The organism is Pseudactinotalea sp. HY158 (assembly GCF_009660225.1).
GTDB lineage: Bacteria > Actinomycetota > Actinomycetes > Actinomycetales > Beutenbergiaceae > HY158.
Window position 1 is genome coordinate 3,407,076 of record NZ_CP045920.1, and the last position, 22,007, is coordinate 3,429,082.

Sequence of the window (22,007 nt, forward strand, 5' to 3'; positions counted from 1 at the left end):
GATGTCCAGCATGAGATCTGCGAGGTCTGGTGGCTGCCCGGGACGTGTGGACCGTCGATAGGGCTGAGCGCCAAACCCGGTGACGGGGGCGAGCGCCGATCAGTGAGCGAACCGGCAGACACGTCCCGGCTCCCACAGCACCGTGAGACGAGGGCGCCTCCCCACTGGTACGAGCAGCAAGGAGGCTGACATGAAGTCTGCCAACACACCCACCCATGAACAAACCCTGTGCCTGCCCGAGGAACCTCCCGGCGACGTGACCGCCGGTCTGGACTGGGCCCGTGACGACCACGCGGTCAGCGTGGTAGATCATCGCGGCCGTGAAATCGACCGATGCATGATCGAACACACCGCGGAGGGGCTGCGCGCCCTGCTCACCTTCCTGGCCCGCAACAACGCCACCGAAGTCGCGATCGAACGCCCCGACGGACCCGTGATCGACACGCTGCTGGACGCCGGCATCACCGTGGTCGTGATCAGCCCGAACCAAGTCAAGAACATCCGACGCCGATACGGCTCCTCCGGCAACAAGGACGACCGGTTCGACGCGTTCGTCCTCGCCGACACGCTCCGCACCGACCGGGCACGACTGCGCCCGCTCGTCCCGGACCGAGACGACACGATAGCTCTGCGCCGGGCATGCCGTGCACGCAAGGACCTCATCGCCCACCGCATCGCGACCGGAAACCAGCTGCGCGCGCACCTGCGCAACGCACTGCCCGCCACAATCGGACTGTTCAAGGACATCGACTCCGACATAGCTCTGTCGTTCCTGGAACGCTTCGACACCCAAGACAAGCTGGACTGGCTCACCCCCACCAGACTCGGCACCTGGCTGCGCAAACAGGGATACTCCGGACGCACCAGCTCCACCGTGCTGCACACGAAGATCCTCGCCGCACCCCGCGGACCCGAAGGTGACTTCGCCACAGCCCTGGCCACGATCACCGCCAGCCACGTCGCCGTCCTGCGCACCCTCCAGGCCCAGACCCGCACCCTGGAGAAGCACATCGATCAGCAGCTGACCACCCACCCCGACGCGCACATCTTCACCAGCCTGCCCCGATCCGGGCGCGTCCGCGCCGCCCGACTGCTCGCCGAGATCGGCGACTGCCGCTCCCGATTCCCCACCCCCGAAGCACTCATCTGCCTCGCCGGAGCAGCACCATCGACCCGCCAATCCGGGAGGATCCGCGTCGTCGGATTCCGTTGGTCCTGCGACAAACAACTCCGCGACGCCGTCACCGACTTCGCCGCCGACAGCATCAAAGCCAACCCATGGGCCGCGCACCTCTACCAACAAGCCAGAACCAGAGGCCACGACCACCCCCACGCCGTCCGAATCCTCGCCCGAGCATGGCTCACCATCATCTGGCACTGCTGGCAAGACCACGTCCCATACAACCCCAGCAAACACCGAGCACTCCAGCCCTACCTCACCCCCGAAAACAAGGCGGCTTGACATAGGGCTTCTCATGCCCCGAGCCTACGTCGCAGCTCAATCGTCGAGGATGAACGTGACCTCGAGAACCACGTGATAGGTGGTGACGATGCCGTCGACGAGTTCGACCTTCTGCTCCTTGACCCAGGCGCCGGAGATGTTCCGGAGGGTCTCGGCGGCGCGTTCGACCCCTTCGCGGATCGCGTCGTCGAAGCCGACGTCGGAACGGACGGTGATCGTGGTGACGCGGGCGACGGAGACGGCCATGGATCCTCCTTGATCGGGCCCCCATCCTGGCCGGTCCGCGGGCCCGGCGCAATGGGACTACAGGAGGCCGGCGGCGTCGAGCGCCAGCTCGCAGAACATCATGTTCGCCCAGGAGAACCACTCGCGGGTGAACGTCGACGGGTCCCCGGCGTCGAAGCTCTCGTGCATCCAGCCCGTGCCGCCGTCGGTGTCGATGAGCAGGTGCAGCAGCCGCCGCTTCTCGGCCTGGTCGGTCGTGGTCAGCCCCTGCACCGCGAGCGCGATCGGCCACACGTGCCCAGGCGGGGTGTGCGGGCTGCCGACGCCGGCCGCGGCGGGCCCGGAGACGAAGTGCGGGTTGGCCGTGGACAGCACCCGGCGGCGGGTGTTCTGGTAGATCGGGTCGCTCACCCGCAGGTCGCCGAGCAGCGGCAGGCCGAGCAGGCTGGGCAGGTTCGCGTCGTCCATGAACAGCGCGCCGCCGAGACCGTCGACCTCGTACACGAGGTGGGCCCCGGGCTCGCCGTGGATCCGGCCGTCCGTCACGCGGCCCGGGCTGAGCTCGGCCCCCTCGTACAGGCCGTGGCGAGCGACGCCGTCCAGAATCTCGAGACGAAGGTGCTGCGCCTCGGCCGCGAGCGCCGAATCGGAGAAGCCGAGCACGGCCAGATCCGCGATCTGGCGCAGCGCGCGGGCGGCGAAGAGCTGGGCGGGGATGTTGTAGCCGTAGGTGCAGGCGTCGTCGGAGGGCCGGAAACCCTGCCAGGTCATGCCGGTGTGGGCGACCGGGGTGCCGCGACCGTCCCGGGCGAGGGTCTCGGTCGGGGGCATTCCGGCGCGCACGAATCGGTACGCGGAGGCGTCGTGGCGCTGCTCCAGGCGCCACGTGCGCACGATCGCGAGGATCGCCTCGTGCAGGGTCGGGGTGAAGAACTCCGACGGCCGGATCACGTGCCCGATGAGGTGCCAGGTGCGGTGGGCCAGGTCGACCGGGAACGCGAGGGAGTCGATCTCGTACTTGCGCTCCCACAGGTGCGGATCGGAGTCGAGGTCGCCGGGGTGATAGGCGGCGCCGGTGGGGCCGTCGTTGAACGCGTTCGCGTACGGGTCGTGGCAGATGAACGCGAACTGGCTGCGCAGCACCCCCTGCACGAGTTCGCGGGCCTGGGCGCTCGCGGCCATGAACGGCAGCAGCGGCCACAGTTGGGCGCTCGAGTCGCGCAGCCACATCGCCGGGATGTCGCCCGTGATCACGAAGACGCGGCCCGAGTCGCCGGCGGTCATCGTGCGTTCGACCGTGTCGCGCGTGTAGGTGCTGAACCGGGCGGCGATCTCCGCGCCGAGCCGCGGGGCGTCCGGCCATGCCTGCTCGATCCGACCGGCCGCGCGATCCAGTTCGCGGGCGAGGTCTCCTTCGATGTGCACTCTTCACCTCATAGCTTGCGGCACGGGTCTCGGCCGCGCGGGTGGATGGGGCCGGGCTTCGACCATGGCAGGCTACCTGAGAGAGTAGTGCCAGCACTGGGCCGCCCGGCGGCCGTCGCCATCCTGAGGTCGTGAGGAGACCCGCGTGAACGCACCCCGCTTCGGAGTCAACTACACCCCCCGCTCGGGCTGGTTCCATCACTGGCTCGACTTCGACGCCGCCGAGGTCCGGGCGGACCTCGAGGTGATCGCCGCGCTCGGTATGGATCACGTGCGGATCTTCCCCATCTGGCCGTACGTGCAGCCCAATCGCACCCTCATCCGCCCGCGCGCCCTCGATCAGCTCGCGGAGGTCGTGACGATCGCCGGTGAGGCGGGCCTCGACGTGAGCGTCGACGGCATCCAGGGCCACCTGTCCAGTTTCGACTTCCTGCCGGCGTGGACCCAGACGTGGCACCGGGCGTCGATGTTCTCCGATCCGGTGGTGATCTCCGGGCTCGCCGCCTATCTCGAGGCGATCGCGGGGCGGCTCGCGGACCTGCCGAACTTCCTCGGCATGAGCCTGGGGAACGAGGTGAGTCAGTTCTCCTCGACCGAGCATCCCGAGCCGCACATGGCGACCCCGGCCCACGCCCACGCGTGGGCCGAGCGGATGCTCGCGGCGTGCGAGGCGGGCGCGCCCGGCAGGGAGCACCAGATCTCCGAGTACGACCGGGCCTGGTTCTCCTCGGACCATCCGTTCACGCCGGCGATGGCGGCCCGGCTCGGGTCGGCGACCACCATCCACTCGTGGGTCTTCAACGGCACGGCCGCCCGGTACGGCAACCTGTCCGAGGAGAGCGTGCGCCTGGCCGAGTACCTCATCGAGCTCGGCCGGGGCTGGGCCACCGACCCGGCGCGGCCGATCTGGCTGCAGGAGATCGGGGCGCCGATGCCGCCGCTCGCGGCGGACCAGCCCGTGGAGTTCCTCGAGCGCAGCCTCGCCCACGCCCTCGACACCGAGCGGCTGTGGGGCGTGACCTGGTGGTGCTCCCACGACGTCTCCCGCGAGCTCGCGGACTTCCCGGCGCTCGAGTACGACCTCGGGCTCATCGACTCGCAGAACCGGGTCAAGCCGGTCGGGCGCGCGTTCGCGGCGGCCGCGGCCACCGCCCGGAAGCAGGCCGCGGTCCCGGCCCCCCGCAGCACCGCCGTCGTGCTCGACGTGCCCGACCTGGAGCCGGGGGCCGGGTACAGCGCGAACGGGCGGGAGGTCTGCGCCCCCGGCGGGGAGTTCTTCGAGGCGTGGATGCGGCTGGCGATCGCGGGCGGGCGGCCCACGGCCGTGCTCGCTTCGCGTGTGGACGACGCAGCTCACCTCGCGCAGCGAGGCATCACCGAGGTGGTCCACCCGGCCGACCTCGGCTGAGATGACCGGCGGGCTACTCCCACACCACACCACGACGTAGTCCGGCCGCCCCTCGCATTCGGCAGGCAGGTCCCAGGCGGCCGAGGGGGGCCCGTGACCGCCGCCCGCCGGCAGGCCGTGCCCGAACCTTCAGCCCGTGCTGGCGGGCGTCCTGCTCGTCGAACACGGGCACGACGACGGCGCCGGGCGCGCGGGCCTATGACCGGCGACTGTCGTCGTCCGAACGCCCGAACATCCCGGTGGCGATCCAGGCGAGCGCGACGATCGCCCCGCCGACGGCCGGATAGCCGTCGACGTCTCGGAACAGCGTGAAGCCCGCGCCGTAGAGGATCGAGATCGCGAGGGCGATGAAGGCGAGGATGCGACGGCTCATCCATCCATCCTCCCGCACTAGTGTGACGTGCGTGAGTGATCCCTTTGCATGGCTGGAAGACGTCGACTCGGACGAGGCGCTCGCGTGGGTACGCGAGCGGAACGGTGAGCGGGCCGCCGAGCTCGCCGCCGGGGCGGGGTTCGCCGCGCTGCAGGAACGGATCCTCGGGATCCTCGACTCGCGGGACAAGATCCCGAGCGTGTCGAAGATCGGCGAGCACTACTACAACTTCTGGCGCGACGAGGACCACGAACGCGGGCTGTGGCGGCGCACGAGCCCCGAGTCGTACGCGAGCGAGGATCCCGACTGGGAGGTCGTGCTCGACCTCGACGAGCTCGGCCGGGTCGAGGGCGAGAACTGGGTGTGGCACGGCGCCTCCGTCCTGCGGGGGGCGGGAGAGTACCGGCTCGCACTCGTCAGCCTCTCCCGGGGCGGCTCGGACGCCGACGTCACGCGCGAGTTCGACCTCGTGGCCAAGGACTGGGTCGAGGGCGGGTTCCACCGCCCGGAGTCGAAGGGCGGCATGGGGTGGATCGACGCGGACACCGCGTTCGTGTACACCGACACCGGCCCCGGCTCGATGACCTCCTCGGGGTATCCGCGCCTCGCACGGCGGTGGACGCGCGGCACCGACCTCGCCGCGGCGCCGATCGTGTACGAGGGCACGCCGGAGGACATGTACGTCGCGGCCCTGCACGACTCGACCCCCGGGTTCGAGCGGGACCTCGTGGTGCGGACGATCGACTTCTACTCCTCCGAGGCGTTCCTGCTCGCGGACGGGCGGTTGACGAAGATCGACGTGCCGGACTCGGCGGAGATCGACCTGCATCGCGAGTGGCTCACGGTGGAGTTGCGGGAGGAGTGGGCCCCGGGCGGCGAGGCCGGCGCGCCGGTCCACGCGGCCGGCTCACTGCTCGCGATCCCGCACGAGGACTTCCTCGCCGGGGCGCGGGACTTCCGCGTGATCTTCGCGCCGACTCCGGCCACCTCCCTCGTGGGGGCCGCATGGACCCGGTCCCACCTCGTGGTCAACGTGCTCGAGGACGTGAAGACGCGGCTGCACGTGTGGACCCCGACCGGCGGCGCGTTCGTGCGGGGCGAATTCCCGGGGGTCCCCGACGTGGGGACCGTGGGGGTGCGGCCCGTGGACGAGAAGTTCAGCGACGACGTCTGGGTGGTGACGACGGACTTCCTCACCCCCACGACGCTGCAGCTGGCGACGGTCGGCGGGGCGCCGAGCCCGCTCAAGTCCCAGCCGCGCTTCTTCGACGCCTCGGACCTCGTGACCACGCAGCGGTTCACTCGCTCGGCCGACGGTACCCGGGTGCCCTATTTCCTCATCCACCGCCGCGAGGTGCCGCTCGACGGGTCGACTCCCACGCTGCTCTACGGGTACGGGGGCTTCGAGATCTCGTTGACTCCGTCCTACTCGGGGGTACTCGGGGCCGCGTGGCTCGAACGGGGCGGGGCCTACGCGCTCGCGAACATCCGCGGCGGCGGGGAGTACGGCCCCACGTGGCACCAGGGCGCACTCCGGGAGAACCGGCACCGCGCCTACGAGGACTTCGCCGCGGTCGCCCGGGATCTCGTGGCCTCGGGGCTCACGTCGCGGGAGCACCTGGGGATCCAGGGCGGGTCGAACGGCGGCCTGCTCACGGGGAACATGCTCACCGGGTACCCGGAGCTGTTCGGTGCCGTGGTGATCCAGGTGCCGCTGCTCGACATGAAGCGCTACTCGCACCTGCTCGCGGGGGCGTCGTGGATCGCCGAGTACGGCGACCCCGATACCGACGACTGGGAGTTCATGGAGTCGTTCTCGCCGTATCACCAGATCGATCCCGAGCGCGCGTATCCGCCCGTGCTGCTCACCACCTCGACCCGCGACGACCGGGTGCATCCGGCGCATGCCCGCAAGTTCGCGGCGGCCCTGGCGGCGGCCGGGCAGGACGTGACCTACTTCGAGAACGTCGAGGGCGGTCACGGGGGCGCCGCCACGAACGCGCAGGCGGCGCACATGGCGGCCCTCGCCTACGAGTTCCTCGCGACCCGACTCGGGCCGGCCTGATCGACGCGTCTGCGGGGCACGATCCGTCGGCACCTCGCCGCTGCTGATCACCGAGCGGGGAGGATCCACCACCCGCGCGGTGGCGAATCCTCCCGACTGCGGGTGATCAGGAGCGGTGGGCCGCGCGACGACGCAGCGTGAACACGGCTCCGGCGATGAGCAGGAGGGCCGCGAGCGCGATGCCCGTCGGTTGCACTCCCGTGTCGGGCATGGCTCCCGGCGCCGGGTCGGCCCCGTCGTCCACGCCCTCGTCCGCGCCGTCGTCCGCGCCGTCGTCCGCGCCCTCGGCCGCATCGGATCCGGCGTCCGCGCTCGTGGCCGCGGCTCCCGCCTCGGTGCCGCCGGACTCGGGATCGGCGCCCGTCTCGGTGCCCGCAGCGTCTGTGCCGCCCGAATCCACGCCACCCGAATCCGCGCCGGCACCCGCGTCCGAGCTGCCCGCGTCCGAGCTGCCGCCGGCCTCCGAGCCACCCGTGCCCGCATCGCCGTCGGAGCCGGTGTCGGTGTCGGTGCCACCAGCATCCGCGTCTCCGCCGGACCCGGAACCACTGGAATCCGCGCCGGCACCCGCGTCCGAGCTGCCGCCGGCCTCCGAGCCACCCGTGCCCGCGTCGCCGTCGGCGCCGGTATCAGTGTCGCCGTCGGAGCCGTCGGAGCCGGCATCCGCGTCGCCGCCGTCCTCGGCGGCCACCTCGATGGTCACGGCGCCCGCGACCTCCCCGACCGGCACGGTCCCGCGCACGGCGAGCTCATAGGTCCCGGCCTCGGCGAACTCCGGAAGCTGCGCGTACACCTCGATGAGCGAATTCATCACGCGGCCGGTCGTGCGACCCTCGTCGGTGTAGTGGAATCCCCGCTCCATCGCGAGCCGCACGGGAACGTCGACGTCCGCGAGGGTCGCGGTGACGGTCGCGTCCGCCACCTCCGCGGTTCCGGGGGCGGCGACGTAGCCGACGAGTACCTCGCCGCCGGCCTGAGACACGTCCGCGACGGGCGCGGGGGCGAAGCTCGAGTACCAGTCGGTGACCTCGGGCACGAGTTGGAACGTCGCGTCCTGGGTCAGCAGCGACACGCCCGCGGCCGGGACGCGACCGGTGAAGTCGGCGAAGCTGCGCCGGGCCTGCGGCGTCCAGCCGACCTCCGCGTGGGCGAGGAGCCGGGGGAACACGAGGAACTGCAGGTCGTGCAGGGTGCGCAGGTGCTCGGACCACATCGGCCCTTCGACCCCGAGCACCCCGGCCTCGTCGACCCCGGCCATCGAGGTCGGGTTCCAGTTGTAGAAGTCGTCGATCCCGCACGCGGTGCCGCCGCAGGCCCAGCTCGGCCCACTCAGGTCGGTCGTGGGGATCTGCGGGTAGTAGGCGTTGCCCACTTGGGACAGGAGGATCTTGCCGCCGCGATTCTCGACGAGATCCCGGGTGCCCTGGCTGATCCCGCCGTTCCACTGCTGCACCACCGTGCCGTCGGGTAGTGCATCGGGTGTCGAGGTCGCCTCGTTCCACACGATCGGAAGCCGACCGGTCTCCGTGACGATCTCGGTGACCCGCTCCATGTAGTGCGCGTAGTCGTCCCCGGTCGTCGTGGCCGACTCGTCCCCGCCGATGTGCAGGTACGGCGATGCCGGAGCGAGCGCCGCACCGGCGCCCTCGGCCGCGGCGACCCCGGCGATCGTGTCGTCGACGAGCTGGGAGAGCACGTGCGTCAGGAACGTGTAGGTGGCCTCCGAGCGGGGGTCGAGCGTGGTCTGCGCGAAGGTCGACTCGTCGAAGGCGTCGACCCGGGTGTTCCCGGCGGCGGGCTTGGGGAAGGCCCCCGCGGTGTTGAGTTCGTCGATCGCGTGGAGCATCGAGTTCGCGTGGCCGGGCCCGTCGATCTCGGGCACGACCATGACGCCGCGCTCGGCCGCATAGGCGACGAGTCCGCTGAACTCCGCGCGGGTGTAGAAGCCGGTCCGGCCCGCCGCGGGCGCGTAGTTCGACTTGCCGGCCATGTAGGCGGTCGCACCCGAGCGCTCGGTCAACTCGGTGTAGTCGATCGTGTCGGCGTCGGCGCGGCCCTCGTTGTCGACCGCGATCCGCCAGCCCTGATCGTCGGAGAGGTGGACGTGGAGCACGTTGAGCTTGAACTGGGAGATGAGGTCGATCAGCTCCTCGACCTCCTCGACCGGCCAGAACGAGCGCGCGGGGTCGAGCATGAATCCGCGCCAGGCGTACCGCGGAGCGTCCTCGATGTGGACCGCCTCGAGCGTCGGCGCCACGTCGAGGGCGACGGGGGCCTGGGCCCACGGTCCGAGGAGCTGCACGAGCGTGCGCACGGCCCAGAGGGCGGCTCGGGGGCTGTGCGCGACGATCCGCACGCCGTTCTCGTCGACGTCGAGGGTGTACGCCTCCTCGTCCCGCCCCGCTCCCACGCTCAGCGATTCGTCGATGGCCAGGGAGACGGCGCAGTCCTGCCCGGTCGGCAGGGTGAGCCCGGTCGAGGTGCCGATGGCCTCCCGGAGCCGGTCCGCGACCGCCTCGAGGGAGGCGTCGGAGAGGGAGAGGCACGAGTCCGCCGCGAGGGTGAAGCCGGCGCCGCCGGTCGCCGTGGCCTCGAGCGGCAGCGGCACGAGGGAGGCGTCGAGCGGCACCGCATCGACCGGGGGCTGCCCGATCGGCGTCCCGAGCACCTCGATCTCCCAGATCGCGAGCGCCCACTGCTGGCTCTTGCCCGAGATCTGCAGGCGCAGGTGGCTCCCGGTCGCGGGCTCGTCGAGCTCGGTCACCACGATGCCGTCGCGCACACCCGTGATCCCGGTCGCGATCTCCTCCCAGCGGACCCCGTCCTCGGAGATCGAGAGCGCATAGGGGTCGCCGAAGGTGTTTCCCCAGTCGACCGCGACCTCGGAGACCGCGGACTCCTGGGCGAAGTGGATGTCGATCCACGCGTCGTCGGAGTTGTTCGCGCTCCATCGGGACGAGTCGGGCGCATTGTGCACGGTGGGATCGGAGCGGTTCTCCGCGGGCCCGTGGTCACCGTCGATGGTCAGCCGGGGCCCCCACCGGTCACCGACCTCCTGGCCGGAGGCGGTGACGGTCGAGGCGAGGGACAGGTTCTCGGGATCGCCGGTGTCGGCCGCCGCCGGGATGACCATCGCTCCCGCGAGGGCGAGGCTCGCAGTGGCCGCGAGCACCACGGTCGAGGCGCGGCCATGAGCGATCTCCGCGCGAAGTGTCTGGTTCGTCATTGAAGAACTCCGTTTCAGGCGCGCCACTACGATGCGCCGCGATCTAAAACGATCATAACTGCTCAGGAATGACCGATGCAACCTGCGCAGTCAGTCCGTGACCCACGGGCGTTCGCGAGCGTTTGCGGACTCGTCGCGGGTACGGGCGCGACCATATGCGCCGGCGCGCCGGCGCGACGGCGCAACCGTCCTACCGCCCGCCGCGAGGCCGCCCAGCGCAACGCGCGCGCGATCCGGACCGGGCGCCGTCCACGCGCACGTGCGGATCCGGGCGCGACGGCACGGGCTCGACAGCGGCGACGGCGCGGCGCTCGCTAGCGGATGGCGCGCTGCCCCGAGACGTCCCACCAGTGATGCACGAGGTCGTGCAGGGCGTACTGCAGCAGGGTGACCACGGTGAACCGGGTGCCGTCGCTGCGCAGGCCGGTGCGCTCGTACTCACTCGCCGGCACGGCGTGGATCGCGACGGCGAGGGCGTGCGCGGAGTGCTGCAGCTCCTCGGCCACGGCCCGCGGCGCGCGGCTGCCGTAGCCGCCGTCGACGGCCGCCCGGTTCTGGTCCCAGTCGGGGAACTCCGGGTCCACCCGGATGAGGATGAGGCCGAGTCGGCGGTCGAACACCTGACACACCTCGGCGACGTGGGCCGCGTACTCGATCGGCGACCAGACCCCGGGTGCCGGGCGCCGGTGCAGATCCGCGCTCCCCGAGGTGAGCAGGCCCTCGAACGCGGCGGCGATCCGCGTGGCCGCGTCGGCCACCTGAACGGGCTCGAAGTCGGCCGACGTGAGCCCGCAGTCCGGGCAGGTCCGGCTCAGCACCCAGGTCCAGTCCTGCGTGTCGACCGGGACCTCGGGGCCCTGGGCGTGCTGGGGTGTGTCGGCGCTCATGCCGCCCAGCGTAGAACGATCGGCGCGGCCACGGTAGGGCACGGGCGGGGCCGCTCGGGGCGGTCAGCGCCCCTGACGCCACACGACGAGGGCCCGCGAGACCCCCTCGGCGCGCCGCAATCGCGTTCCGAGCGGGAGGGCCACGACGTCGCCGCTGCTGCTCGCCGCGAACACCCGCTGTGAGGTCGCCTGCCGCTCCCGCAGCCGGGCGTTCTCGAGCTCGAGTTCCTCGTTGCGGACGGCGAGCTCGAGGATGCGCTTGATGCCGGCGAGGTTGATGCCCTCCTCCTGCGAGAGCCGTTGCACCTCCCGCAGCACGTCGACGTCGCGCGGGGAGTACCGCCGCCCCCGCCCGGCGGTGCGCTGGGGCACCACCAGGCCGAGGCGGTCGTAGCTGCGCAGGGTCTGCGGGTGCATCCCGGCGAGGTCGGCCGCTATCGAGATGAGGTAGATCGGGGCGTCGTAGCGAGCCATGGGACGACCCTCAGGCCTGCGCCGCTTCGGCCAGGCCGACCCGCGGGTCGGTGCCGTCGCCGGCGGCCTCGAAGTCCGCGAGCGCGCGCGCCGCATCCTTGCCCAGCTTCCGGGGAACGGCCACCTCGACGGTGACGATCAGGTCACCGGCGCCCTTGGCCGACTGCACACCCCGGCCCTTGACGCGCAGCCGGGTGCCCGACTGGGTCCCCGCGGGCACCTTGAGCCGGACCGGCTCGCCGCTGAAGGTCGGCACCGAGATCTTCGCCCCGTTGACCGCCTCCGGGAACGTGATCGGCACCGTCATCGTCAGGTTGCGGCCGTCGATCCCGAACACGGGGTGCGGGTCGACGGCGACCGTGACCACGAGGTCACCGGCCGGTGCACCGCCGCTGCCCGGGCGGCCCTTACCCCGCAGACGGATCCGCTGGCCGTCGTGCACGCCCGCCGGGATCCGCACGTTGAGGGTCCGGCCGCCGCTCATGGACAGCGCCACCTGGGCGCCCTCGACCGCCGCGCGGAAGCCGAGCGTGGTCGAGGCGGCCATGTCGGCCCCCCTGCGCCCCGAAGCCGGCGGGCGCGCCGCCGCCTCCGAAGAGGCCGCCGAGGAGGTCGTCGATCGGGACGCCGCCGCCGGTGGAGTAGCCCATGCGGCTCCCCCCGTGCGCGCCGCCCGCGAACATTCCGCCGAAGAGGTCCTCGAAGCCGCCGGCGGCCCCGCCGGGGCCGGAGGCGAACCGTGGTCCGCCCCCGGCCATGGCGCGCAGGGAGTCGTACTGCTGGCGCTGCTCGGCATCGGAGAGGACGGCGTACGCCTCGCCGATCTCCTTGAACTTCGCCTCGGCCGCCTCGTCACCGGGGTTCTGGTCCGGATGGTACTGGCGCGCCAGCTTGCGGTACGCCTTCTTGATCGCGGCGTCGTCGGCGTCCTTGGGCACGCCCAGCGAGGCGTAGAAGTCCTTCTCGATCCAGTCCTGGCCGGTCATGCCCCACCTCCTGCTCGCATCACGTTCACTCCGGTCCGGCGACCCCGACCCGCGCGGGCCGGACGACCCGGTCGCCCACGCGGTAGCCGGGCTGCATCACGACGTCGATGACGTCGGTGGCGACGTCCTCGCTCGCGCGGTGCATGAGCGCCTCGTGCACGGTCGGGTCGAACTCCTCGCCGACCTGCCCGAACCGTTCGACGCGGTAGCGCTGACTCAAGGTGGTCTCGAGCTTCTCCGCGATCGACGCGAACGGGCCGTGCAGCTCGTCGTGCCGGCGTGCGAGCTCGATGTCGTCGAGCACCGGGATGAGCGCCTCGACGGCGTCCGCCTGCCCGCGCCCGAAGGCGTCGGCGGCGTCGGCCTTCGACCGCTGCACGTAGGTGTTGAATCGCTGGTCGAGGTTGTACAGGTCGGCCTTCGCCCGCGCCAGGTCGTCGGCGAGGTCGAGCGCCTCGGCCCGCACGGTGGCCAGCTCCTCGGACTCGGGTGCGGCATCCTCCGCGCCGGCGGCCCCGGGGGCGGTGGCGCCGCCGGCTGCGGCGGCGCCACCCTCCCGAAGTTCGCCGGTCACGGGGTCCAGCTTCCGCTTGTCACGGATGACCGGCTCCTCCTGATCGGCTGGGGTCACTTCTTCTCCTCGTCCTCATCCACGATCTCGGCGTCGACGACGTCGTCATCGTTGCTGCCACCGGCGGGGGCCTCCCCCGTCGCGCCCTCGGCTCCCGCCGCACCGTCCGCGCCCTCGGCCTGACCGGCGGCGTAGAGCGCCTCACCGATCTTCTGGGACTCGGTGGTCAGCTCGCTCTGGGCGGTCTTGACCGCCTCGAGGTCCTCGCCCTTGAGCGCTTCCTGCAGCTTGGTGACGGACTCGCGAACGCTCGCTGCGACGTCCTCAGGCAGCTTGTCGGCGTTGTCGGTGAGCAGCTGCTCGGTCGAGTAGACCTGCTGCTCGGCCGTGTTGCGCACGTCGGCCTCCTCGCGGCGCTTGGCGTCCTCGGCGGCGTGGGCCTCGGCCTCGGCGACCATGCGGTCGATCTCCTCCTTGGGCAGGGCCGAGCCACCGGTGATGGTCATCGACTGCTCCTGACCGGTGCCGCGGTCCTTCGCCGACACGTGCACGATGCCGTTCGCGTCGATGTCGAAGGCCACCTCGATCTGCGGCATGCCGCGGCGGGCCGGGGCGATGCCGGTGAGCTCGAAGGTGCCGAGCGGCTTGTTGTCGCGGGCGAACTCGCGCTCACCCTGGAACACCTGGATGAGCACCGAGGGCTGGTTGTCCTCGGCGGTGGAGAACACCTCGGAGCGCTTGGTCGGGATGGCCGTGTTGCGCTCGATCAGCTTGGTCATGACGCCGCCCTTGGTCTCGATCCCGAGGGAGAGGGGGGTGACGTCGATGAGCAGCACGTCCTTGCGCTCGCCCTTGATGACCCCGGCCTGGAGGGCCGCACCGACCGCGACGACCTCATCCGGGTTGACGCCCTTGTTGGGGTCCTGGCCACCGGTGAGCTCCTTGACGACCTCGGTCACGGCGGGCATGCGGGTGGAGCCGCCCACGAGGACCACGTGGTCGATGTCGCTCAGCGCGATGCCGGCGTCCTTGATCACGTTGTGGAACGGGGTCTTCGTGCGCTCGAGCAGGTCCTTGGTCATGTCCTGAAACTGCGCGCGGGTGAGGCGCTCGTCCAGGTGGATCGGGCCGTTCTCGCCCATGGAGAGGTACTGCAGCGAGATCGTGGTCGACGTGGCCGAGGAGAGTTCCTTCTTCGCGGTCTCGGCGGCCTCGCGCAGGCGCTGGAGGGCGATCTTGTCCTTGCTCAGGTCGACCCCGGTGCCGTTCTTGACCTGGGTCACGAGCCAGTCGACGACGCGCTGATCCCAGTCGTCGCCGCCGAGGCGGTTGTCGCCGTTGGTGGCGCGGACCTGGATCGTGGAGAAGTCGTCCTCGTCCTTGCCCACCTCGAGCAGCGAGACGTCGAACGTGCCGCCGCCGAGGTCGAATACGAGGATGAGTTCGTCCTCCTTGCCCTTCTCGAGGCCGTAGGCCAGGGCCGCCGCGGTGGGCTCGTTCACGATGCGCAGCACGTTGAGGCCGGCGATCTGCCCGGCGTCCTTGGTCGCCTGCCGCTCGGCGTCGTTGAAGTAGGCCGGCACGGTGATGACCGCGTCGGTCACCGGCTCGCCGAGGTAGGACTCGGCGTCCTTCTTGAGCTTGCCGAGCACGCGCGCCGAGATCTCCTGCGCGGTGTAGGTCTTGTCGTCGATGTCGACGCTCCAGTCGGTGCCCATGTGGCGCTTGACCGAGGAGATGGTGCGGTCGACGTTCGTGACCGCCTGGCGCTTGGCCACCTCGCCGGTGAGCACCTCGCCGGCCTTGCTGAATGCGACAACCGACGGCGTCGTTCGGGCGCCCTCGGCATTCGCGATGACGGTGGGTTCGCCACCTTCGAGAACGGCGACCACGGAGTTGGTGGTGCCGAGGTCGATTCCGACCGCTCGTGCCATGTTGCGTACTCCTTGTTGCTTGACTGTCGGGGGATTGAGTGTGTGTCACTCAAGTCTTGAACTGCGTTCAGTGTGCGCCCTGAGTCGGGTGCTGTCAACTCGAACCTGAGTCCACTCGGCTCAACCCTGGTCGGCGCGGCGTTATTCCCCGCGCCGGGCCCCGGGCCGTCCTCGGGATGACCACGATCACGGTCGAGGATGCCTGGCTCCTGCCGGCCGGCGGCACACTGCGGCGGCTCTCGGGAGCTCTCGGGAGCTCGGCGACCTGTGGACGGAGGGCGCGGATTCCGTGCACGTCCGGCACCGCCGGGGCGCCCTGCGGCGCCGATCGCGGCCGCGCTTGGTTGACTGCCGCTATGGCCTTTGGACGGCGTCGCTCACGCTCGCGCACCCTGCTCGCACTCGCGCTGGTCGTCGCTGCGGGGCTGGCCCTGCAGACCGCGCGCACCCTTCCGGGGTCAGACGTGGCCGGCACCGTTCTCTACGCCACCGCCCTGGTGCTGCTGATCGCGGCACTGCTGCCCCGGCTCGGAGCCACTGGTTCGGCGGCCCTCGGGACCGCCGTCGCGCTGGCGGTCGAATTCGCCCAGCTCACGCCGCTCCCCGGAGTCGTGGTGGAGCGCATCCCGTCCGCCCGGCTCGTGCTCGGCAGCGCCTTCGACCCGATCGACGTGCTCGGCCTGATCGCCGGCGGCATCGCGGCATGGCTCCTCGTGCGTGCCCTCGACCACCCCTCGCGCCGGGCCGCCACCCCCTCCCCCTGAGCCCTCCCTCCCGACCTGGGTCCCCTGGATCCGACCCCACAGGGTCGAGACTCCCCAGCCCCACTCGAGTGCCCGACCTGGGTCCCCTCGACCCGACGGGACAGGGGTGAGACTCCCCAGCCCTGGGTGGCCGGTGGCCGGTGGCCGGTGGCCGACGCTCCTTCCACCTGCGGACGCATCCACAACGCGGTTCGCGATGCGCCGTCATCCACAGCCCCGTGACGTCACCGAACGCCCCGGCCCCCGCCGTGGCTCACTGGGTCCATGACGAGCACCGGACCCCCGACCGCACGACGCCTGGTCGCCGCCCTCGCGGCGAGGCAACACGGCATCGTCGCTCGCCGGCAGGTGCTCGAACGGGGAATGTCGAAGGCACAGATCCAGTCCCGCCTGGACACCGGCGAGTGGGTGTCCATCCACGGGGGCGTCTACGGGATCTCCGCCGCACCTCGGACTCCCGGGTCCCGGGCCACCGCCGCTCTCCTGTACGCGCCGGCCGGCTCCGCCCTCAGCCACCTGACGGCGGCGCGGCTGCTCGATCTCGGCGTTCGGTCGGGTTCGGGAGCCATCTGGATCTCGATCCCCCACGGCCACCGCCGCATCCCCTCCTCCGGCCTCCGGTTCGTTCGCAGTCGCACGCTCGACAGCTTCATCACGACGATGCACGGCTGGCGCGTGACGACGCCGGCACGCACCATTGTCGACCTCGCGACGATCCTGCCGCCGGGCCGGCTCATCCCGGTCGCCTATGACGCCGTACGCACCCGGGTGGCGTCGATCGAGGAGATCGCGCGGGCCGCTCGAGCGGTGTCGGCGCGTGCCGACGCGCCTCGGCTGCGCCGATTGCTCGATGAGCTCGATTCGACCTTCGACTCCGGGCTCGAGGTCGAGGCGGATCACGCCTTCCGCGCGAACGGGCTGATATTCGAGCACCAGTACGAGGTCTTCAATGGTGACCAGTTCGTCGCCCGGGTCGACTTCGCGGATCCTCGGCTCAAGATCGCCATCGAGATCGACGGTGCCCGCTACCACTCCTCGGCGGAGGCCCAAGAACGGGACCGCCGGCGCGATCGGCGGCTGAGCGAACTCGGCTGGCACCCGGCCCACTTCGGCACCGACGATGTACGACGCCGACCCGCCGAGATGGTCGCCCACCTGCGCGAGCTCATCGCCCAGCGTGCCACGTGATCGGCCCGCGCACCCCGCCGGGCGACCGCGGCATCCTCCCCTTGAGGCAACACCCCACCTGGGTCCACTGGACACGACCGGGCCGGGTCGAGACTCCCCGGCCCGCCGGAGCGCACGAACATCATCGGCCTCGCGTGCTCGCGCCCCGCGGGCCGACCGGTCGTGGTGAGCAGGAGCATCCGCTCCCGCGGTATTCGGATGGGCTCCCCGGATCGGAACTGCTCGATCGGCGCGCCTCAGCCGACGACGTCGTAGGTGCGCAGCCGCCGCCTATCGGCCTTCGCGGTGGAGTTCTGCAGGCTGAGCAGCTCGGCGTAGATCCCTCCGGAGGCGGCGAGCTCGGCGGGCGGGCCGAGCTCGTCGATCCGGCCGTCGCGCAGGGTGATGATCCGATCGACACCCGCGATCGTCGAGAGCCGGTGGGCGATGATGAGGGAGGTGCGCTCGGCCATGAGATCGTCGAGCCCCGCCTGCACGAGCCGCTCGGACTTGGTGTCGAGGGCACTCGTGGCCTCGTCGAGCACGAGCACCGGGGCGTCCTTGAGCATCGCGCGGGCCACGGCGATCCGCTGCTTCTGCCCGCCCGAGAGCTTCATTCCGCGCTCGCCGATCACGGTGTCGAAGCCGTCGGGGAACTTCCGCACGAATTCGTCCACGGCGGCCCGGCCCGCCACCTCGGCCACCTCCTCGTCGCCGGCCCCGGGCGCCCCGTAGACGATGTTCTCGCGGATCGTACCGGAGAAGAGGGACGCGTCCTGGAACACGACGCCGATGCTGCGGCGCACCTCGTCCAGATCCGCGGTCGCGACGTCGAGGCCGGCCACCTCGATCCGCCCGGAGCGCATCCGGTAGAGCCCGAGCAGCAGGTTGACGATCGTCGTCTTCCCGCCCCCCGACTCCCCCACGAGCGCGATCTTCTCCCCGGGCGCGACCTCGAAGCTGATGCCGTCGATCACGTTCGGGTCCGTGTCATAGCCGAACCGGACGTCGTCGAAGCTGATCATGGACGCTCCGGACCCACCGGAGCCGCCGGACGTGCGGGCCTCACCCTCCTCGACGAGCACGGGCTCGGCGAGGGGCGCACCCGAGGCGGGCTGCGTCGTCCCCACGCTCGCGGGAAGGGCCGCGGCGAGGACGGCGGGATCGAGTTCCATGACCTCGAAATAGGACTTCGAGCCGGCGATCGCGCGCTGGGCGGAGTCGACGACCCAGCTCAGGCTCGTGACGGGCTCGCGGGCCATCGCCATGAGCTGCACGAGCATGACCATCTGCCCCACGCTCAGGTGGCCGCGGACGGTGCGCACGAAGATGAGCGCATAGAGCGCGAAGAAGATGAGGTTGAGCACGCCGCGGCGCAGGGCGTCCATGCGGTGCCAGTACACGGACTGCTCGCGGGTGAGGTCGACGGTGGCGTCGAAGTGGTCGGTGAAGCCGGCGAGTTCGCTGCGCTCGCGCGTGAAGGACTTGACCACGCGGATCTGCCCGACCACCTCGTTGAAGCGGCCGGAGGCGAGATCGACGTGGGTGTTCTTGCGGCCCTCGAGGCGCTGCCAGCGGCGGGAGGTGAGCGCCGTGAGCCACAGGTAGACGGGGTAGGCGATGAAGAGCAGCACGGCGAGGGGCCAGTAGTGCCACGCCGAGACCGCGAGCACCGCGATCGTGGTGAGCGTGAGGGTGGCGAACATGTTCGAGACCGTCTTGGCGAAGTTGGCGATCTCGTTGATGGAGCGGTTGAGGCGCGCGACGATCGTGCCGGTGAGCTCGTTGTCGAAGTAGCGCTGCGGGAGCTGGAGGAGTTTGTCGTAATAGCGCACCGAGAGGATCGTGCGCATCCGCGCGCTCATGACATCGCCCCAGTAGCCGCCGATGTTCGAGACGACCGAGTTGAGCAGCTCGGCCGCGAGCACGGCGGCGGCGATGAGCACGACGGTGCGGACCGCGGCGCCGACCTCTCCGTCGCCGTCGATGGTGGCCACGATGACGTCGGTCGCGTGGCCCGTGAGGAACGGCACCGCCAGGGCCGCGCCGGTCGTGATCGCGGCGACGATCATGATCCCGATGTAGTAGGGAGTGAGCGAGCGCGTGAAGCGCAGGATGCGCGCGAGTGCAGACAAGACGATCCCTCCTCGATGCCGTGACCCAGCGTAGGCGAGCGGGCCGACACCGGCCGGCACAGCATCGCACGCGGTGCGCCCTGTGAGCCGTTCGGGGTGGCGAAACCACCTCCCCCGTGACAGGATAGTTGAGAATTTGACTAGATGGGAGTGCGAGATGGGCGAGCAGGCCACTTACGTCGAGTCCGGCAAGGAGTTCACGCGGGACATGAACTACATCCCCGACCGGATCACGGCGACCCCGGGGGTCTCGGCCGACCCCCTCGACGAGACCGCCGATCGCGGGTCCGCCCGGATCGACGTGCCGACCTGGCCGGTCGAGCCGGGGCGCTATCGGCTCGTCGCCGCGAAGGCGTGCCCGTGGGCGAACCGCTCCCTCATCGTTCGTAATCTCCTCGGCCTGCAGGACGTCGTCTCGGTCGGGATGCCCGGCCCCACCCACGACGCCCGCAGCTGGACCTTCGACCTCGACGAGGGCGGCCTCGATCCGGTGCTCGGCATCGAGCGCCTCCAGCAGGCCTACTTCGCGCGCTACCCCGACTACCCGCGCGGCATCACGGTGCCCGCGATCGTGGACGTCCCGACGGGCCGGGTGGTCACGAACGACTTCCCGTGGATCACCCACGACTTCTTCTTCGAGTGGCGCGAGCACCACCGCGCCGGCGCCCCGGACCTGTGGCCGGTCGAGCAGCGCGAGGAGATGGAGCGTGTCATGCGCCGCGTGTTCACCGAGGTGAACAACGGCGTGTACCGGTGCGGTTTCGCCGGGTCGCAGGAGGCGTACAACGACGCCTACGACCGGCTGTGGACGGCGCTCGACTGGCTCGAGGATCGGCTGCGGGGGCGCACCTACCTCATGGGCGAGAACCTCACCGAGGCCGATATCCGCCTGTTCACCACGCTCGTGCGCTTCGACGCCGTCTATCACGGGCACTTCAAGGCCAACCGGAACAAGCTGACCGAGATGCCGAACCTGTGGCGCTACGCCAAGCACCTGTACAACATCCCCGAGTTCGGCTCCACGGTCGACTTCGACCAGATCAAGGAGCACTACTACGTGGTGCACCGCGACGTGAACCCCTCGGGCATCGTGCCGAAGGGTCCCGACCTGAGCGTGTGGACGGCGTAGCACGCCTCACGTGGGGAAGCCTGCTGTTCTGGGACGACATGTTATGTCGCAGGACATCGGTGACAGTTCTGCATCAGGACATCGGTGACAGTTCGAGGGGTCTTGGTGGTGACACTTCAGCGGGTTTGATGAGCGGATGCCTGCGAATGAGCCTGTTGATGCCCGTGTCCGTCTGGCGATCGCGCGGTGGCCTGATGATGCTCCGCGTGGGGCGGTGACGGCGTTCTGTCTTGAGCACGACATTTCGCGGAAGACGTTCTACGCGCTGCGGGCACGGGCCCATCGCCACGGGCAGGCTGCTGTGTTGGAGCCCAGGGACGTCACCTACGTCAGCAACAACCACTCCCGCCTCCAACCCCGCACCACCACCATCAACGACGAACCGTCACCGACGTCCTGATACATCAAACGTCACCGATGTCCTGATGCAGAACTGTCACCCATGTCCCGATACAAGGCATGTTCTGGGACGACAGTCAGTCTCCCCGGGTGCGGCCACGCACCACGGCCGGGGAAGCTGGCTGTTCCGGGACGACAGCCAGTCTCCCCGGTCGGCGTGACGTCGCGGGCCGGCAAGCGATTGCGCTCCGGCACGTGGTCGCGGGCCGGAAGGATGCTCAGCGCCGGCGGGGGCGCAGCGTCACCGCCGGCAGTTCCGGGCCGGGGATGTGATCGCCACCGTGACCGGGCACGGTTCCGAACCGGCGCGGCCGGCGGGCCGGATCGCCGGCGGGCGCACCGGTCGAGCCCGGGGCCGCATCCGGGCCCGCGGCGCCGCCGTCCCAGTCGGCCGCCCAGTCGGCACTCGCTCGGGCGACGTCGTCGTGGGAGCGCCCCACGAAGTTCCAGAACATGACGACCGGCTCCTCGAAGGGCTCGCCCCCGATGAGGATCACCCGGGCGCCCTCGTCGCCGGCCGTGAACTCCAGGTGGTCCCGGTCGCCGCCGAAATAGACGAGGTTCCCCGCGCCGATGCGGCCCCGGAGCGCGTCGGCACCCGCACCCTCATCGACACCCGCACCGACGGCACCGCCACCAACGCCGTCGCCGCCCCGGGTTCCCGCACTGCTCTGGGCGCCGCCACCACCGGCCACCCGGCCGGACGGGGAGCGGTCCGGGACGTACTCGTCGACCGGCTCGGCCGGCTCGATCCCACCGGCAAAGACGAGCAGGCCGTGCTCCCAGCCGCGCTCGACGGCGAGGCGCACGGACGCGCCCGGCTCGATCACGCCGTCGGCACCCACGAGCGGGCTGAACACTCGCGCGGGCGAGCGGGCACCCGCGAGTTCACCGATGAAGACCTCGAACCGGTACCCGGCTCCGGAGACGGCCGGCAGCTCGGTCACCTGCTCGAAGTCGGGCGGCCCCGAATCCGGCCCGCTCGGGGAGGCAAGCCACAGCTGCACCCCGGCCAGGGGGCTCCCCGCCTCGGAGAACTCCGAGTGGGAGACGCCGCGGCCGGCGGTCATGAGGTTGAGCTCCCCCGGGTTCACGTGCACGTCGGATCCGAGCGAGTCGCGGTGGCGGATCCGCCCGGCGACCGGCCACGTGACCGTCTGCAGTCCGGTATGGGGATGCGGCAGCACCGTCATCGCCGCGGCGCCGTCGCCGCCGTCGAACTGGTCGAGGAAACACCAGGCGCCGATCGTGGGCAGCCGGCGGTGCGGGAGCGTGCGCCGCACCGGGATCGCGCGGATGCCCCCGAGCGGCACGGTCCGCGGGGCGAACACCTGCAGCTGCCTAGGGCAGCGCACGTCCGGCTCCGCGACCGTCTCG

The 22,007-nt window shown here is 70.9% G+C and carries 16 protein-coding genes and 2 pseudogenes; 7 read left to right on the top strand and 11 right to left on the bottom strand.

What is annotated here, in order from left to right; translation table 11 throughout:
- Nucleotides 1-190 precede the first annotated feature (190 nt).
- Nucleotides 191-1,462, top strand: coding sequence for an IS110 family transposase (locus tag GCE65_RS15075; RefSeq protein WP_153878254.1), 1,272 nt, complete (start codon nt 191-193; stop codon nt 1,460-1,462).
- Nucleotides 1,463-1,498: 36 nt separating this feature from the next.
- On the opposite strand, the gene GCE65_RS15080 is transcribed toward GCE65_RS15075, so the two are convergent.
- Nucleotides 1,499-1,708 (bottom strand): dodecin family protein, encoded by a 210-nt coding sequence (locus GCE65_RS15080; RefSeq protein ID WP_152909744.1) that lies wholly within the window; start codon nt 1,706-1,708, stop codon nt 1,499-1,501.
- 57 nt (nt 1,709-1,765) lie between these two features.
- Nucleotides 1,766-3,112: a glycoside hydrolase family 125 protein gene (locus GCE65_RS15085; protein ID WP_228759998.1), complete on the bottom strand. Its 1,347-nt coding sequence runs from the start codon at nt 3,110-3,112 to the stop codon at nt 1,766-1,768.
- A gap of 145 nt (nt 3,113-3,257) precedes the next feature.
- Here GCE65_RS15085 and GCE65_RS15090 point away from each other — a divergent pair, with 145 nt between their 5' ends.
- On the top strand, nt 3,258-4,520 hold the full coding sequence (locus GCE65_RS15090) for a cellulase family glycosylhydrolase (protein ID WP_153878947.1): 1,263 nt from the start codon (nt 3,258-3,260) through the stop codon (nt 4,518-4,520).
- A gap of 196 nt (nt 4,521-4,716) precedes the next feature.
- Here GCE65_RS15090 and GCE65_RS16345 read toward each other — a convergent pair whose 3' ends face one another.
- Nucleotides 4,717-4,893 (bottom strand): hypothetical protein, encoded by a 177-nt coding sequence (locus GCE65_RS16345; protein ID WP_194928736.1) that lies wholly within the window; start codon nt 4,891-4,893, stop codon nt 4,717-4,719.
- A gap of 31 nt (nt 4,894-4,924) precedes the next feature.
- On the opposite strand from GCE65_RS16345, the gene GCE65_RS15095 reads away from it, so the two are divergent.
- Nucleotides 4,925-6,958 carry a prolyl oligopeptidase family protein gene (locus GCE65_RS15095; RefSeq protein ID WP_370460146.1) on the top strand — a complete coding sequence of 678 codons (2,034 nt, stop codon included), beginning with the start codon at nt 4,925-4,927 and terminating at the stop codon, nt 6,956-6,958.
- Between the two features lie 106 nt (nt 6,959-7,064).
- Here the strand turns inward: GCE65_RS15095 and GCE65_RS15100 are convergent, their stop codons facing one another.
- The 6 genes and pseudogenes from GCE65_RS15100 to dnaK all read right to left on the bottom strand — a co-directional run bounded on the left by GCE65_RS15100 (nt 7,065) and on the right by dnaK (nt 15,036).
- Nucleotides 7,065-10,184, bottom strand: coding sequence for a family 20 glycosylhydrolase (locus tag GCE65_RS15100; protein WP_153878949.1), 3,120 nt, complete (start codon nt 10,182-10,184; stop codon nt 7,065-7,067).
- A 314-nt stretch (nt 10,185-10,498) separates the two neighbouring features.
- Nucleotides 10,499-11,071, bottom strand: coding sequence for a DinB family protein (locus GCE65_RS15105; protein ID WP_152909747.1), 573 nt, complete (start codon nt 11,069-11,071; stop codon nt 10,499-10,501).
- 63 nt (nt 11,072-11,134) lie between these two features.
- Nucleotides 11,135-11,545: a heat shock protein transcriptional repressor HspR gene (locus GCE65_RS15110; RefSeq protein ID WP_194928737.1), complete on the bottom strand. Its 411-nt coding sequence runs from the start codon at nt 11,543-11,545 to the stop codon at nt 11,135-11,137.
- Between the two features lie 10 nt (nt 11,546-11,555).
- Nucleotides 11,556-12,531, bottom strand: a pseudogene (locus tag GCE65_RS15115) (DnaJ C-terminal domain-containing protein).
- 25 nt (nt 12,532-12,556) lie between these two features.
- A complete protein-coding gene (locus GCE65_RS15120) occupies nt 12,557-13,162 on the bottom strand; it encodes a nucleotide exchange factor GrpE (RefSeq protein ID WP_153878951.1) in 606 nt (201 codons plus the stop codon).
- Nucleotides 13,159-15,036: a molecular chaperone DnaK gene (gene dnaK, locus GCE65_RS15125; protein ID WP_152909750.1), complete on the bottom strand. Its 1,878-nt coding sequence runs from the start codon at nt 15,034-15,036 to the stop codon at nt 13,159-13,161. Before dnaK ends, GCE65_RS15120 begins: the two co-directional genes overlap by 4 nt.
- 356 nt (nt 15,037-15,392) lie before the next feature.
- On the opposite strand from dnaK, the gene GCE65_RS15130 reads away from it, so the two are divergent.
- Both GCE65_RS15130 and GCE65_RS15135 read left to right on the top strand, forming a co-directional pair.
- Complete coding sequence (locus GCE65_RS15130; protein WP_194928738.1) at nt 15,393-15,800, top strand: DUF2809 domain-containing protein; 408 nt, start codon at nt 15,393-15,395, stop codon at nt 15,798-15,800.
- 264 nt (nt 15,801-16,064) lie between these two features.
- The gene (locus tag GCE65_RS15135) at nt 16,065-16,988 is read left to right on the top strand and encodes a DUF559 domain-containing protein (RefSeq protein WP_153878953.1); all 924 of its coding nucleotides are present in this window, start codon (nt 16,065-16,067) and stop codon (nt 16,986-16,988) included.
- A gap of 236 nt (nt 16,989-17,224) precedes the next feature.
- Here the strand turns inward: GCE65_RS15135 and GCE65_RS15140 are convergent, their stop codons facing one another.
- Nucleotides 17,225-19,102 carry an ABC transporter ATP-binding protein gene (locus GCE65_RS15140; RefSeq protein ID WP_153878954.1) on the bottom strand — a complete coding sequence of 626 codons (1,878 nt, stop codon included), beginning with the start codon at nt 19,100-19,102 and terminating at the stop codon, nt 17,225-17,227.
- A gap of 157 nt (nt 19,103-19,259) precedes the next feature.
- On the opposite strand from GCE65_RS15140, the gene GCE65_RS15145 reads away from it, so the two are divergent.
- Together GCE65_RS15145 and GCE65_RS17160 are read left to right on the top strand one after the other, a co-directional pair.
- Entirely contained in the window at nt 19,260-20,231 is a 972-nt protein-coding gene (locus tag GCE65_RS15145; protein WP_153878955.1) for a glutathione S-transferase C-terminal domain-containing protein, read from the top strand.
- Nucleotides 20,232-20,367: 136 nt separating this feature from the next.
- Nucleotides 20,368-20,547 (top strand): annotated as a pseudogene (locus GCE65_RS17160) (IS481 family transposase); the annotation flags it as partial.
- A gap of 301 nt (nt 20,548-20,848) precedes the next feature.
- Here GCE65_RS17160 and GCE65_RS15155 read toward each other — a convergent pair.
- Nucleotides 20,849-21,985 (bottom strand): pirin family protein, encoded by a 1,137-nt coding sequence (locus GCE65_RS15155; RefSeq protein ID WP_370460147.1) that lies wholly within the window; start codon nt 21,983-21,985, stop codon nt 20,849-20,851.
- Nucleotides 21,986-22,007 lie beyond the last annotated feature (22 nt).